The sequence below is a fragment of the Microbacterium arborescens genome (assembly GCF_049707515.1).
Taxonomy (GTDB): Bacteria; Actinomycetota; Actinomycetes; order Actinomycetales; family Microbacteriaceae; genus Microbacterium; species Microbacterium arborescens_B.
Window position 1 is genome coordinate 440,365 of record NZ_JBNAFI010000003.1, and the last position, 12,076, is coordinate 452,440.

At 69.7% G+C, this 12,076-nt stretch carries 14 protein-coding genes; 12 read left to right on the plus strand and 2 right to left on the minus strand.

The window, feature by feature from the left end:
- Nucleotides 1-10 precede the first annotated feature (10 nt).
- From secY to ACPYN5_RS09135, 4 genes are read left to right on the plus strand one after another with little or no spacing between them, the layout of a single operon-like run.
- The gene (gene secY, locus ACPYN5_RS09120) at nucleotides 11-1,336 is read left to right on the plus strand and encodes a preprotein translocase subunit SecY (protein WP_424448657.1); all 1,326 of its coding nucleotides are present in this window, start codon (nucleotides 11-13) and stop codon (nucleotides 1,334-1,336) included.
- Entirely contained in the window at nucleotides 1,333-1,920 is a 588-nt protein-coding gene (locus tag ACPYN5_RS09125; protein ID WP_424448658.1) for an adenylate kinase, read from the plus strand. The genes secY and ACPYN5_RS09125 overlap by 4 nt, the downstream gene beginning before the upstream one ends.
- Nucleotides 1,917-2,750, plus strand: a complete 834-nt coding sequence (map, locus tag ACPYN5_RS09130) for a type I methionyl aminopeptidase (RefSeq protein ID WP_424448659.1) — start codon at nucleotides 1,917-1,919, stop codon at nucleotides 2,748-2,750. Before ACPYN5_RS09125 ends, map begins: the two co-directional genes overlap by 4 nt.
- A gap of 11 nt (nucleotides 2,751-2,761) precedes the next feature.
- Nucleotides 2,762-3,448, plus strand: coding sequence for a DsbA family protein (locus tag ACPYN5_RS09135; protein ID WP_424448660.1), 687 nt, complete (start codon nucleotides 2,762-2,764; stop codon nucleotides 3,446-3,448).
- 91 nt (nucleotides 3,449-3,539) lie between these two features.
- On the opposite strand, the gene ACPYN5_RS09140 is transcribed toward ACPYN5_RS09135, so the two are convergent.
- Nucleotides 3,540-4,502 (minus strand): hypothetical protein, encoded by a 963-nt coding sequence (locus tag ACPYN5_RS09140; RefSeq protein ID WP_424448661.1) that lies wholly within the window; start codon nucleotides 4,500-4,502, stop codon nucleotides 3,540-3,542.
- Nucleotides 4,503-4,874: 372 nt separating this feature from the next.
- On the opposite strand from ACPYN5_RS09140, the gene infA reads away from it, so the two are divergent.
- The 7 genes from infA to ACPYN5_RS09175 all read left to right on the plus strand — a co-directional run bounded on the left by infA (nucleotide 4,875) and on the right by ACPYN5_RS09175 (nucleotide 9,184).
- Nucleotides 4,875-5,096, plus strand: a complete 222-nt coding sequence (gene infA / locus ACPYN5_RS09145; RefSeq protein WP_017201569.1) for a translation initiation factor IF-1 — start codon at nucleotides 4,875-4,877, stop codon at nucleotides 5,094-5,096.
- Between the two features lie 76 nt (nucleotides 5,097-5,172).
- The gene (gene rpmJ, locus ACPYN5_RS09150) at nucleotides 5,173-5,289 is read left to right on the plus strand and encodes a 50S ribosomal protein L36 (RefSeq protein ID WP_005050492.1); all 117 of its coding nucleotides are present in this window, start codon (nucleotides 5,173-5,175) and stop codon (nucleotides 5,287-5,289) included.
- A 266-nt stretch (nucleotides 5,290-5,555) separates the two neighbouring features.
- On the plus strand, nucleotides 5,556-5,930 hold the full coding sequence (gene rpsM / locus ACPYN5_RS09155) for a 30S ribosomal protein S13 (protein ID WP_424448662.1): 375 nt from the start codon (nucleotides 5,556-5,558) through the stop codon (nucleotides 5,928-5,930).
- 34 nt (nucleotides 5,931-5,964) lie between these two features.
- A complete protein-coding gene (rpsK, locus tag ACPYN5_RS09160) occupies nucleotides 5,965-6,363 on the plus strand; it encodes a 30S ribosomal protein S11 (RefSeq protein WP_023954078.1) in 399 nt (132 codons plus the stop codon).
- Between the two features lie 123 nt (nucleotides 6,364-6,486).
- Nucleotides 6,487-7,476 (plus strand): DNA-directed RNA polymerase subunit alpha, encoded by a 990-nt coding sequence (locus ACPYN5_RS09165; RefSeq protein WP_424448663.1) that lies wholly within the window; start codon nucleotides 6,487-6,489, stop codon nucleotides 7,474-7,476.
- A gap of 29 nt (nucleotides 7,477-7,505) precedes the next feature.
- Nucleotides 7,506-8,081: a 50S ribosomal protein L17 gene (rplQ, locus tag ACPYN5_RS09170; protein WP_424448664.1), complete on the plus strand. Its 576-nt coding sequence runs from the start codon at nucleotides 7,506-7,508 to the stop codon at nucleotides 8,079-8,081.
- Between the two features lie 89 nt (nucleotides 8,082-8,170).
- Entirely contained in the window at nucleotides 8,171-9,184 is a 1,014-nt protein-coding gene (locus ACPYN5_RS09175) for a GNAT family N-acetyltransferase (protein ID WP_424448665.1), read from the plus strand.
- On the opposite strand, the gene ACPYN5_RS09180 is transcribed toward ACPYN5_RS09175, so the two are convergent.
- Nucleotides 9,178-11,067, minus strand: a complete 1,890-nt coding sequence (locus ACPYN5_RS09180) for an acyltransferase family protein (protein WP_424448666.1) — start codon at nucleotides 11,065-11,067, stop codon at nucleotides 9,178-9,180. The genes ACPYN5_RS09175 and ACPYN5_RS09180 overlap by 7 nt on opposite strands.
- A 100-nt stretch (nucleotides 11,068-11,167) precedes the next feature.
- On the opposite strand from ACPYN5_RS09180, the gene ACPYN5_RS09185 reads away from it, so the two are divergent.
- Nucleotides 11,168-12,073, plus strand: coding sequence for a carbohydrate kinase family protein (locus ACPYN5_RS09185; RefSeq protein WP_424448667.1), 906 nt, complete (start codon nucleotides 11,168-11,170; stop codon nucleotides 12,071-12,073).
- Nucleotides 12,074-12,076: the final 3 nt, after the last annotated feature.

The window sequence follows — 12,076 nt, forward strand, 5'->3', positions numbered from 1 at the left end:
AGGAATCCACTTGTTCAGCGCCATTGCGCGGGTCTTCCGCACTCCGGATCTCCGGCGGAAGATCGGCTTCACCCTGGCGATCATCGCCATCTACCGCCTGGGCGCGCACGTGCCGACGCCGTTCGTGAACTTCCCGAACGTGCAGAGCTGCCTCGACCAGAGCGGTACCACGCAGGGCCTGCTCTCGCTGGTGAACCTGTTCTCGGGCGGCGCACTGCTGCAGCTGTCGATCTTCGCGCTCGGCGTCATGCCGTACATCACCGCGACGATCATCGTGCAGCTGCTGCGCGTGGTCATCCCGCACTTCGAGACCCTCTACAAGGAGGGCCAGTCGGGCCAGGCCAAGCTGACGCAGTACACGCGCTACCTGACGATCGCTCTGGCGCTGCTGCAGTCGACGACCCTCGTGACGGTCGCCCGCTCCGGGCAGCTGATCCCCGTGGCCGGTGTGCCCGAGTGCGAGCAGCTCGTCACCTCCGAGGCCTGGTACGCGCAGCTGCTGATGATCATCACGATGACCGCCGGCACGGGTCTCATCATGTGGTTCGCCGAGCTCGTCACCGAGCGGGGCGTCGGCAACGGCATGTCCATCCTCATCTTCACCTCGATCGCGGCGACCTTCCCCGCCGCGCTCTGGTCGATCGCCGTCGCGCGCGGCTTCGAGGTCTTCCTCCTCGTCCTGGCGGTCGGCATCGTCGTCGTCGCCCTGGTCGTCTTCGTCGAGCAGTCGCAGCGGCGCATCCCGGTGCAGTACGCCAAGCGGATGGTCGGTCGCCGCACCTACGGCGGCACGAACACCTACATCCCGATCAAGGTCAACATGGCCGGTGTCGTGCCGGTCATCTTCGCCTCGTCGCTGCTGTACATCCCGGCCCTGATCGCGCAGTTCAACCAGAACCCGGATGCCGACGGCAACGTGCCGGGCTGGGTGGCGTGGATCCAGCAGTACTTCACCACCGGTGACCACCCGCTCTACATGGCGGTGTACTTCTTGCTGATCATCGGATTCACCTACTTCTACGTCGCGATCACCTTCAACCCGGTCGACGTCGCCGACAACATGAAGAAGTACGGCGGCTTCATCCCCGGCATCCGTGCCGGTCGTCCCACGGCCGAGTACCTCGACTACGTGCTCACCCGCATCACCGCTCCGGGCTCGATCTACCTGGGTCTCATCGCCCTGCTGCCACTGATCGCGCTCGCCACGGTCGGTGCCAATCAGAACTTCCCGTTCGGCGGCGCATCCATCCTCATCATCGTGGGTGTCGGTCTCGAGACGGTGAAGCAGATCGACGCGCAGCTTCAGCAGCGCCACTACGAAGGGTTGCTGCGATGACGGCTGCACGTCTGCTGATCATCGGGCCGCAGGGCTCGGGCAAGGGCACCCAGGGCATCCGCATCGCGGAGGCGCTCGGCATCCCCGCCGTCTCCACCGGCGATGTCTTCCGGGCCAACGTCAAAGAGGGCACCGAGCTCGGCCAGCAGGTCAAGGCGATCATCGACGCCGGCGACCTCGTCCCCGACGAGCTCACCAGCGCGATCGTGCGCGACCGGCTCGAGGAGGACGACGCGGCGAGCGGGTTCCTGCTGGACGGGTACCCGCGGAACCTCGCCCAGGTCGGCGACCTCGACGCGTTCCTCCGCGGCCGCGGCGAGGAGCTGACGGCGGTCATCGAGCTCGTGGTCCCCCGTGAGGAGTCGATCGCACGCCTCTCCAAGCGTGCGGCCGAGCAGGGCCGCGACGACGACAACGAGGAGTCGATCGCCAAGCGGCTCTCGATCTACGAGAGCGAGACCGCTCCGATCCTCGAGGTGTTCCGGGAGCGCGGCATCGTCGACCAGATCGATGGCGTCGGGTCGCTCGACGACATCACCGAGCGCATCACCGCCGCGCTGACCGCGCGCGGCATCACGGCGTGATCGGCCGCCGCTCCATCTACAAGTCGCCCGCTCAGCTGCAGGCGATGATCGAGCCCGGTCGGATCACGGCCGCCGCGCTGCAGGCCGTACGCGAGTGCGTCGAGCCGGGCATCACGACGCTCGAGCTCGATGCGATCGCGGCCGACGTCATCCGCTCGCGCGGGGCGGAGTCGAACTTCCAGCTCGTCCGGGGTTACCGGCACACCGTGTGCGCGTCGGTCAACGAGCAGGTGGTGCACGGCATCCCGAACTCCCGACCGCTCGAGCCCGGCGACATCCTCTCGATCGACGCCGGTGCGCAGTACCGCGGCTGGAACGGCGACTCGGCGATCACGATCGTCATCCCCGACCCAGCGCGTCCCGAGCTCGTGGCGCGCCGCGAGCGACTGTCGCAGGTGACGGAGGAATCGCTGTGGGCCGGCATCGCCGCCATGGCGAACGCGAAGCGCATCGGCGAGATCGGCGACGCGATCCAGACCTCCATCGAGGCATCGGGCGAGGGCTACGGCATCCTGCGCGACTACGTCGGGCACGGGATCGGCCGGAAGATGCACGAGGCGCCGTCGGTGTTCAACTACCGGGTCGCCGATCTCGGTCCCGAGGTGAAGCCGGGCCTCGTGCTCGCGATCGAGCCGATGGTCGTCGCCGGGTCCGAGGAGACCTTCACCGAGGACGACGACTGGACCGTCTCGACGATCGACGGGTCGGACGGCTCCCACTGGGAACATAGCGTCGCTGTGCATGATGGGGGCATCTGGGTTCTCACGGCGCCCGACGGTGGCGCTGCGGGGCTCGCTCCGTATGGAATCGTGCCGACGGAAATCGGCTGAGGAGAGAAGTGATGGCTGCAGCGGCGACGGGCAAGACCAACTGGTTCGCGATCTGGGTGTCGACGGCCGTCGTGGTCGTGGTGGCCCTCATCGTGGGGTTGGTCGTGTGGATGAACAACAGCGCGACCGACCCGGGCACGCCGCCGACGGGCTCGGGCATCGACCAGGAGACCGGAGCCGTCGTCGTGGGCGAGGGCTCGCAGACGCTCGACACGTACATCGACTTCATGTGCCCGATCTGCGGTCAGTTCGAGGCGACGTACGGTCCCGAGATCCTCGACCTCGTCGACGACGGCACGATCACGCTCAACATCCACCCCATCTCGATCCTCGACCGTGCGTCGCAGGGCACCGAGTACTCCACCCGTGCCGCGAACGCGATGTACTGCGTCGCCGAAGCAGACCCGGACGCCGCCGTGCCCTTCATGCAGGCGATGTTCGAGCAGCAGCCGGCCGAGCAGTCCGAGGGCCTGACCGACGAGCAGATCCTGCAGATCGCGTCGGATGCCGGCGTGACCGGCATCGACTCGTGCGTCACCGACCGCACCTACGCCTCGTTCGTGACCGCGATGACGAAGGAGACGCCGATCCAGCCCGGCGCCTCGGGCATCGGCACGCCCACGATCGCCGTGAACGGTGAGGTCATCTCGAACAGCACGATCCCCGCGCGCGGATCGTTCGCGACGCTCTTCGACTGAGCGCCGGCTGACAATCGCGATCCGCGGTGGCGAGCGCGGTATGTGGGCGATTCTCGCCGCGTGAGGTGATTCTCGCCGCGTGAGGTGATCCTCACCGTGTGAGGGCGCGCGGCGTTCGAGTCAGGGTGGCCAGAAAGGCGCGCTGATGCGGACGCGGCTGGGGGATGCGGGCTGCGCGCAGGATCCGCTCGAGCGGCCACGCCGCGACGGCGTCGTCGTACTCCCACCGGGCGAACGCGTGCCCCGCGCGCCGGAGCCGGTCTTCGCGGCGCTTCTCCGCGCGGAGGCGCTCGGCTGCGGCCGCGCCGTCGGCCAGCGCGTACTTCGACCAGCCGTCCGCCTCTCCGATGCCGCCCATCGACGGGAACAGGAAGTCCACGCGATCCCGGTGGCCCTCGTACGCGAGCTCGCGCTGGAGGTCGGGCTCCTCGAAGCCGAGCCACTCGATCACCGCGCGGCTGACGGTCTCGAACGGGGACTCGGCCCGTCCGTCCACCCGCGCCCACACCCAGCGGCATCGCGCGCGACCGCGGCGGTCCGCCCGGGAGTCGGTCAGGTCGCGGAGCGCTGCCGGCTCGACGACGGGAGCGGTTCGGTGCTGGAACGGCGAGGCGGCGGCATCCGCGACGGCCAGCGCCTGCGCGGGCGGGAGGACTCGGGCGAGGTCGACCACGGTGTCGAGGGTCGAGGTGCTCGCTCCGCCGAGAGTGACGACGACATCCCGGGGGTCGGTGCTGGTATGGACGCTGACATCTCCGTAGCGGGTGGAGGTCGCCCGCTCGGGATCGAACACGTGGATGTCGCGGGGCTCACCGAAGACCGGCAGCCCGAGGAGGACCGCTGCCGACTCGAGGCAGAACACCGCCCCGGGGCTGGTGAGGCCGAAGGCCGCGACGCGCATCCGGTATCGCTCCCAGGGCCGCGCCGACGACCAAGCGTCCCGCGTGGTGTACACCCCGGAGCGCACGCGCTGCAGTCCATGCCGGGGGAGCGACAACTCGCGGATCTCGCGGGCGGTGACGAGCGGGAGATCCGTGGACGGCGTCGCGTACATGGCACACCATCGTGCCGGCGGCATCCCGCGCTCCGCCGCGCCCCCGCACATTCTGTGGGCCCGTCGCCCGATCCCGCCCCGGGGGAGGAGCTCCCGGGTGCGAGCCGCCGCGGTGACGATCGCCCGTCGCGGTGAGAATCGGTTCGCGTGCGCGATCCTCACTGCGGCGAGCGATTCTCACCGCGCCGAGCAATTCTCGCGAGGCGATGCGATTGCCGCGCGGGGGGCGACGCGCCGGAAGAGATACGGCGAGTTGCCGGCGGGTGCGGTAGCGCGTATGCTTGATCTTTGGTGCGTTGCGCCTGTATTGGCGTGTCGCCAACAATCCCATCCAACGCAGACCGACCGGTCTGCACAACTGTAAGCGAGCGTATGGCCAAGAAAGACGGTGTCATCGAGATCGAGGGCGTGATCTCCGAGGCTCTGCCGAACGCGATGTTCCGCGTCGAGCTCAGCAACGGACACAAGGTCCTCGCAACGATCTCCGGAAAGATGCGGCAGAACTACATCCGCATCATCCCGGAAGACCGCGTCGTCGTGGAGCTCAGCCCCTACGACCTCACGCGCGGGCGCATCGTCTACCGCTACCGCTGAGCCCAGAGCACTCCGGTCGAGAAGTAACGCCCCGGGACTTTCGTCCCGTCGGCGAAGACAGCGAATCAGGAACATCATGAAGGTCAACCCCTCCGTCAAGCCCATCTGCGACCACTGCAAGGTCATCCGTCGCCACGGTCGCGTCATGGTCATCTGCAAGTCGAACCCGCGTCACAAGCAGCGCCAGGGCTGAGTTCGAGCGGGTCACCGCGGCGGAGCCGCGCTGATGCGCTCGAAGTCAAGGTTGAGCGAGGCCCGAAGGGCCGCGTCGAAACCCAGCACACAACTCAATACCGCGAGCAACGCGTTTCGACTCGCTCCGCTCGCTCAACGACCGGCAACGGTCGACTCACAAGGCAGATCAGAACTCGCACCGGCCCGGCCGGCGGGGGACACCTCGGGACGAAGGCCCGGGCACCGATCCTGCTCCACACCTTCGACTACTCCTAGGAGAACCGCATGGCACGTCTTGCCGGCGTTGACATCCCGCGCGACAAGCGCGTGGTGATCGCCCTCACGTACATCTACGGCGTGGGCCGTACCCGCTCGAACGAGATCCTCGCTGCGACGGAGATCGACGAGAACATCCGCGTCAAGGACCTCAGCGACGACCAGCTCGTCGCTCTCCGCGACTACATCGAGGGCAACTACAAGGTGGAGGGTGACCTGCGCCGCGAGGTCGCCGCCGACATCCGCCGCAAGGTCGAGATCGGTTCCTACGAGGGCATCCGCCACCGCCGTGGCCTGCCTGTGCGCGGTCAGCGCACCAAGACCAACGCGCGTACGCGCAAGGGTCCCAAGCGCACCGTCGCCGGCAAGAAGAAGGCGCGCTAAGGCGCGGCCCCCACAGGTTTAGGAGAACACGCACATGGCACAGGCCAAGTCCGCAGCGCGCAAGCCGCGCCGCAAGGAGAAGAAGAACATCGCGCTGGGCCACGCCCACATCAAGTCGACGTTCAACAACACGATCGTCTCGATCACCGACCCGTCGGGCGCCGTCATCAGCTGGGCCTCCTCGGGTGGCGTCGGCTTCAAGGGCTCGCGCAAGTCGACCCCGTACGCCGCCGGCATGGCCGCCGAGTCCGCTGCGCGTCAGGCGCAGGAGCACGGCGTCAAGAAGGTCGACGTCTTCGTGAAGGGCCCCGGTTCGGGCCGTGAGACCGCGATCCGCTCGCTGACGGCCGCCGGCCTCGAGGTGGGGTCCATCCAGGACGTCACCCCCCAGGCCCACAACGGCTGCCGTCCCCCCAAGCGCCGCCGCGTCTGAGCTGACACGGATCCGGATGCCGCACCGCGCGGCATCCGGACTTCCGTCGTTTCCTTGAAAACTCAACACCTCACTGAATTTGCACGTGTCATATAGCGGGCACGTGATCGAAAGGAACACATAGTGCTCATCGCACAGCGTCCCACTCTGACCGAGGAGAAGATCGGCGAGTTCCGCAGCCGGTTCGTCGTCGAGCCGCTCGAGCCCGGCTTCGGCTACACCATCGGCAACGCGCTGCGCCGCAGCCTGCTGTCGTCGATCCCCGGTGCCGCCGTCACCAGCATCCGCTTCGACGGCGTGCTGCACGAGTTCAGCACCATCCCGGGCGTGAAGGAGGATGTCACCGAGATCATCCTCAACATCAAGCAGCTCGTGGTCTCGTCGGAGCGCGACGAGCCCATCACGGCGTACCTGCGCAAGACCGGCGCCGGTGAGGTCACGGCCGCCGACATCTCGGCTCCCGCCGGTGTCGAGGTCCACAACCCCGACCTGGTCATCGCGACGCTCAACGACAGCGCGAAGTTCGAGCTCGAGCTGACCATCGAGCGTGGCCGCGGCTACGTCTCGGCGACCCAGAACCGCAACGAGTACGCCGAGGCCGGTCAGATCCCGATCGACTCGATCTACTCGCCCGTCCTCAAGGTCAGCTACCGCGTCGAGGCCACTCGTGCCGGTGAGCGCACCGACTTCGACAAGCTCGTCCTCGACGTCGAGTCGAAGGCGTCCATCTCGCCCCGCGACGCCGTCGCCTCGGCCGGCCGCACGCTGGTCGAGCTGTTCGGTCTGGCCCGTGAGCTCAACGTCGAGGCCGAGGGCATCGAGATCGGCCCCGCGCCGGTCGCCGAGGTCCTCACCAACGAGCTGTCGATGCCGATCGAAGACCTCGATCTGTCGGTCCGTTCGTACAACTGCCTCAAGCGCGAGGGCATCAACACGGTGTCCGAGCTGGTCGCCCTCTCGGAGACCCAGCTCATGAACATCCGCAACTTCGGTCAGAAGTCGGTCGACGAGGTGCGCGACAAGCTCGTCTCCCTCGGCCTGTCGCTGAAGGACTCGGTTCCCGGGTTCGACGGTGCGCACTTCTACGGCGGATACGACGACGAGAACCTTTGAGCCCGCTTTTCTTCCTGGAGTATTGAGACATGCCTAAGCCCACCAAGGGTCCCCGCCTCGGAGGCGGCCCCGCCCACGAGCGCCTGCTTCTCGCGAACCTCGCGGCGGCCCTCTTCACCCACAAGTCGATCACGACGACCGAGACCAAGGCCAAGCGCCTGCGTCCGTTCGCCGAGCGCCTGGTCACCTTCGCCAAGCGCGGCGACCTGCACGCCCGCCGTCGCGTCGCGTCGATCATCGGTGACAAGAGCGTCGTCCACGAGCTCTTCGCCGAGATCGCGCCGCTGGTCGCCGAGCGTGAGGGCGGCTACACCCGCATCACGAAGATCGGCAACCGCAAGGGTGACAACGCCCCCATGGCCGTCATCGAGCTCGTGCTCGAGCCGGTGAGCCCGAAGCCGAAGTCGGCCAAGAAGACGGCTGCGGCCGCTCCGGTCGCCGATGAGGCTCCGGTTGCCGACGAGGCTGCCGCCGACGAGACGACCGAGGCTCCGGCCGACGACACCGCTGCCGACGCCGGCGCCGAGTCGCCGGAAGAGGGTGCGGCCGCCGAGGCTGCAGCCGCGGACGCCGCTGAGGCTCCCGCCGAGGACGACAAGAAGTAACAGCGCCCCGCGCTCACGACGGGCCCGCACCTCTCTTCGGAGGGTGCGGGCCCGTCGGCGTTCACACGGACGTGTGCGAGGGTGGAGGGGTGAGCGAGCCGAAGCCCCCGTCCTGCCCCGCCGTGGCGACCTGGCGCACCGCGACGATCGACGACGTCGACACGATCCACGGGGTCCTGGTCGCCGCCGACCGCGTCGACCACCCGACGTGGACGACGCCGCGCGAGGAGGTCGCCGAGACCTTCGAGCTGTCGCACATCGATCACTCGCGTGACACACTCATCGCCTTCGACGACGCGGGTGAGGCTGTCGCGGTCGGCACCGTCACACTCCATCCCTCGCGCGACGAGCACCTGCACGTCCATCTGACCGGCGGCGTCCGGCCCGATCGTCGCGGTCGCGGTATCGGAACCGCCCTGTTCGGATGGCAGCACGCCCGCGCCGAGCAGCAGCTGCGCGAAGCGGCAGCCGGGGATGCCGCAGCGGATGCCGCAGCGGCACCGCTCCCCGCCGAGATCCAGGTGTACGCGTCGGAGAAGGACCTCGCGCTCGAGCGCATCGCCGAGAAGCATGGTTACCGCACCGAGCGGTGGTTCTCGACGATGCACCGCGATCTGTCTCAGCCGATCGACGCGGTCCGGCCGCCGGCGGGGGTCGAGCTCGTCCCGTTCTCGCGCGACCGCGCAGAGGACGCCCGTCTCGCGCGCAACGACGCGTTCCGCGATCACTGGGGGAGCCTCCCGAGCCCGCCGGAGCGCTGGCAGCAGTTCATCGGCGGAGCCTTCCTCCGGCCCGACCTGTGCACGCTCGCGCTCGACGACGGGCGCATCGTGGCGTTCTGCCTGGCATCGGTGAACGAGGGTGACTTCGACGTCCTCGGACCCAACGCGTACATCGACCTCGTGGGCGTCGTGCGTTCGCACCGCCGACGCGGGTTGGCTCCCGCGGTGATCTCGCGCTCCCTCGGCGCGATGCGCGACGCCGGGCTCGGCACGGCCGTGCTCGACGTCGACACCGAGAGCCCGACGGGGGCCAACGCGCTCTACGGCGGCCTCGGGTTCACCGCCTTCGAGCGCGACCGGGTGCTGGTGCGGCGCTACTGACCCTCGGTCACGTTCTCGCGGGCGCGGCCGAAGAGCTCCAGCAGCGTCGCGCGCGCCTGCTCGGCAGCCCACTGCGCGGTCGCGAGCCGGGTCGCGGCACCGTCGACGGCACGCGCCACCGTCTGCGCGTAGAGGTCGCCGCCCGCGGCCTGCGGATGGATCCGGTCGCCCGCGAGCAGATCGGTGCGCTCCCCGATGGCGCCCGCCCAGTCGGCGACGGCGACGCGGGGGTGCGCCGCAGCGAACTCCGTGAGGACGCGGTTGACCTCGGGGATCCAGTCGCGCGGTGCATACGCGTTCACCAGGATGACGTAGCGCTCGGGCCCCGCGGCATCCACGATGCTCTGCAGCGCCTCCGTCGAGACGGGACCGTTCGTCCCCAGGCCGACGACGACGTACTCGCGCAGTGCTCCGGATGCGGCGAGGTCGTCGATGATGCGGGCGCCGGCCCACACCGACCGCGACACCTCGGCGTCGATCTCGATCCCCGGCAGCGCCGTCAAGAGCCCGGGGGCCGAGGCGAGCATGACCGAGTCGCCGACGGCGCTCACGCGCGTGCCGTCGACGGTCTGGGCGCTCGGCGCCGGTGCGGGTGTGGGCTGCCGGTGCGCCTGGCGCAGCGCATCCCGACCGGCCTCGACGGCGCTCTGGCTCGAGGTCTCCCGCGGCGCGGCCGCCACCGCGGCGGTCGTCCCGCCGAGGGCGAGAGCGACGACCACCGCCGCCGCGAGCGTCGCCGCGCGGCGGGCGGGCCGGGCGTGCAGCCCGCGCCGGATCATCGCGAACGTGCCGCGGAATCCATGCCGGCGTACCGGCTGCTCGATGAATCGGTACGAGACGGCCGCGAGCAGCACCGACGCGAGGGCGACCCCGATCCCCGCGGGCACGGGGACCCCATTCTCAGGACCGGTGCCCGTGAGGGGGAAGGACAGCAGCACGAGGAGGGGCCAGTGCCACAGGTACACCGCGTACGAGCGTTCGCCGAGCCACCGCAGGGGCACGACGTCGAGGCCTCGTCCGAGCCACGACCCCGGCCACGCGGTGATCAGGAGGACGACGGCGGTGAGCACCGAGGCCGCCACGCTCGACGCCGGGTAGGTGATGGCCTCCCCGCCCCCGACGGCGGCTGCGAGCACGATGCCGACGATCGCCAGCGTGCCGACGGCGACCCCCCAGACCGGGCCCACCCCCGCCACTGATGCGCGATGCACGACGAGCCCGTGCAGCGCGAACGCGACGGCGACTCCCGTGAGCAGCCCGAAGGCGTGCGTGTCGGTGCCGAAGTACACGCGCGTGAGGTCGGCGCCGGCGGCGAGGCCGCCGAACGCCCACGCTGCGGAGGCTGCCGCCAGCACGATGGCGGCGGCGCTGCGAGAGCGCCGGCCGGGAAGCAGCAGGAACGACGGCAGCAGAAGCGGCCACAGCAGGTAGAACTGCTCCTCGACGGCGAGCGACCACAGATTCCGGAAGATCTCGGGATCGGCGGCTGAGAAGTAACCGCCCCCGTCGGCCACTGACACCCAGTTGTACGAGAAGGTGGCGGCGCCCAGCACCTGCGTGCCCATGTCGACCAGGACGTCTCCGCCGACGAGCCACGCGAGCGAGGCGCTGACGGTGACGACGGCCGCGAGCGCGGGGAGCAGTCGGCGTGCGCGCCGCGCCCAGAACCGAGCGAGTCGGATTCTGCCCTCGCGCGCGCGTTCGCGCAGGAGGAGCGTCGTGATGAGGAACCCGGAGATGACGAAGAAGACGTCGACGCCGACGTATCCGCTTCGCAGGACGGCGCCGGGGAACAGGTGGTAGACGACCACCAGCACGACGGCGAGGGCGCGCAGGCCGTCGAGTCCCGCAATGCGGGCGCGCGGAACAGGAGGGGAGGTCATACGGCGAGATCCGGGGCGTCGGGGGGACGGGCGGCGGCGGCATCCCAGTGTAAACGGCCTGCCCGAGGTGATGTGGTAGACCGGACGAGTAGTGCGAGACGTGATCGAGAACAGGTGGAACATGGGCTCTCCCGAGGTCCTGGTGCTGGGTGAGGCGTTGGTCGACATCGTCGAGACCGAGGGAGGCGTCACCGAGCATGTCGGCGGCAGCCCGGCCAATGTCGCGGTGGGTGTCGCGCGGCTGGGAACGTCGGTGCGGCTGGCGACGCGCCTGGGTCGTGATGCCCGGGGCGAGCGGATCGCTCGGCACGTGCGCGACGCCGGTGCCGAGATCGCCGAGGGCTCGTGGACCGACGCGGCGACGGACACCGCACGTGCCCGCATCCGGTCGGATGGATCAGCCGAGTACGAGTTCGCGGTCGCCGGGATCGTTCCGCCCGCGCCCCGCGAACACGCCGCGCTCGTGCACACGGGGTCGATCGCCCTGTTCCTCGACCCGGGCGGTGAGACCTGCCTCGCGGCCCTCGAGGCTGCCCGCGGGCAGGCGATGGTCACCGTCGACCCCAACATCCGGCCGGCCCTCGTCGGGTCGCGCGAGACCGCGCGGGAACGTTTCGCGCGAGCCGCGGCAGCGGCCGACCTGGTGAAGCTGAGCGACGAGGATGCCGCGTGGCTCTGGCCCGGGGCCGAGCTCCTCTCGGTGCTCGAGACGATCGCGCGCCCGGGTGCATCGGCGGTCGTCATCACGCGCGGCGGTGACGGGGCGATCGGACGCGCACGCGACGGCGCCGTCGTCGAGGTCGCGGGTGTTCCGGTGACGGTGGCCGACACGATCGGGGCGGGCGACTCGTTCATGGCCAGCCTGATCGCCACCCTCGTCGAGCGCGGTGTGCCGGCGGACGCCGACACGCTCCGCCACGCGATGGGGGTCGCCGCACGCGCAGCCGCGATCACGGTGTCGCGGCCCGGCGCCAACCCGCCCACGCGCGCCGAGCTGGAGGGCTGATCG

Bases quoted from the DNA above. Each gene is read 5' to 3' on its own strand.
- ACPYN5_RS09125 (WP_424448658.1), top strand. From the start codon at position 1,333: ATGACGGCTGCACGTCTGCTGATCATCGGGCCGCAGGGCTCGGGCAAG.
- ACPYN5_RS09135 (WP_424448660.1), top strand. From the start codon at position 2,762: ATGGCTGCAGCGGCGACGGGCAAGACCAACTGGTTCGCGATCTGGGTG.
- ACPYN5_RS09140 (WP_424448661.1), bottom strand. From the start codon at position 4,502: ATGTACGCGACGCCGTCCACGGATCTCCCGCTCGTCACCGCCCGCGAG.
- infA (WP_017201569.1), top strand. From the start codon at position 4,875: ATGGCCAAGAAAGACGGTGTCATCGAGATCGAGGGCGTGATCTCCGAG.
- rpmJ (WP_005050492.1), top strand. From the start codon at position 5,173: ATGAAGGTCAACCCCTCCGTCAAGCCCATCTGCGACCACTGCAAGGTC.
- rpsM (WP_424448662.1), top strand. From the start codon at position 5,556: ATGGCACGTCTTGCCGGCGTTGACATCCCGCGCGACAAGCGCGTGGTG.
- rpsK (WP_023954078.1), top strand. From the start codon at position 5,965: ATGGCACAGGCCAAGTCCGCAGCGCGCAAGCCGCGCCGCAAGGAGAAG.
- rplQ (WP_424448664.1), top strand. From the start codon at position 7,506: ATGCCTAAGCCCACCAAGGGTCCCCGCCTCGGAGGCGGCCCCGCCCAC.
- ACPYN5_RS09180 (WP_424448666.1), bottom strand. From the start codon at position 11,067: ATGACCTCCCCTCCTGTTCCGCGCGCCCGCATTGCGGGACTCGACGGC.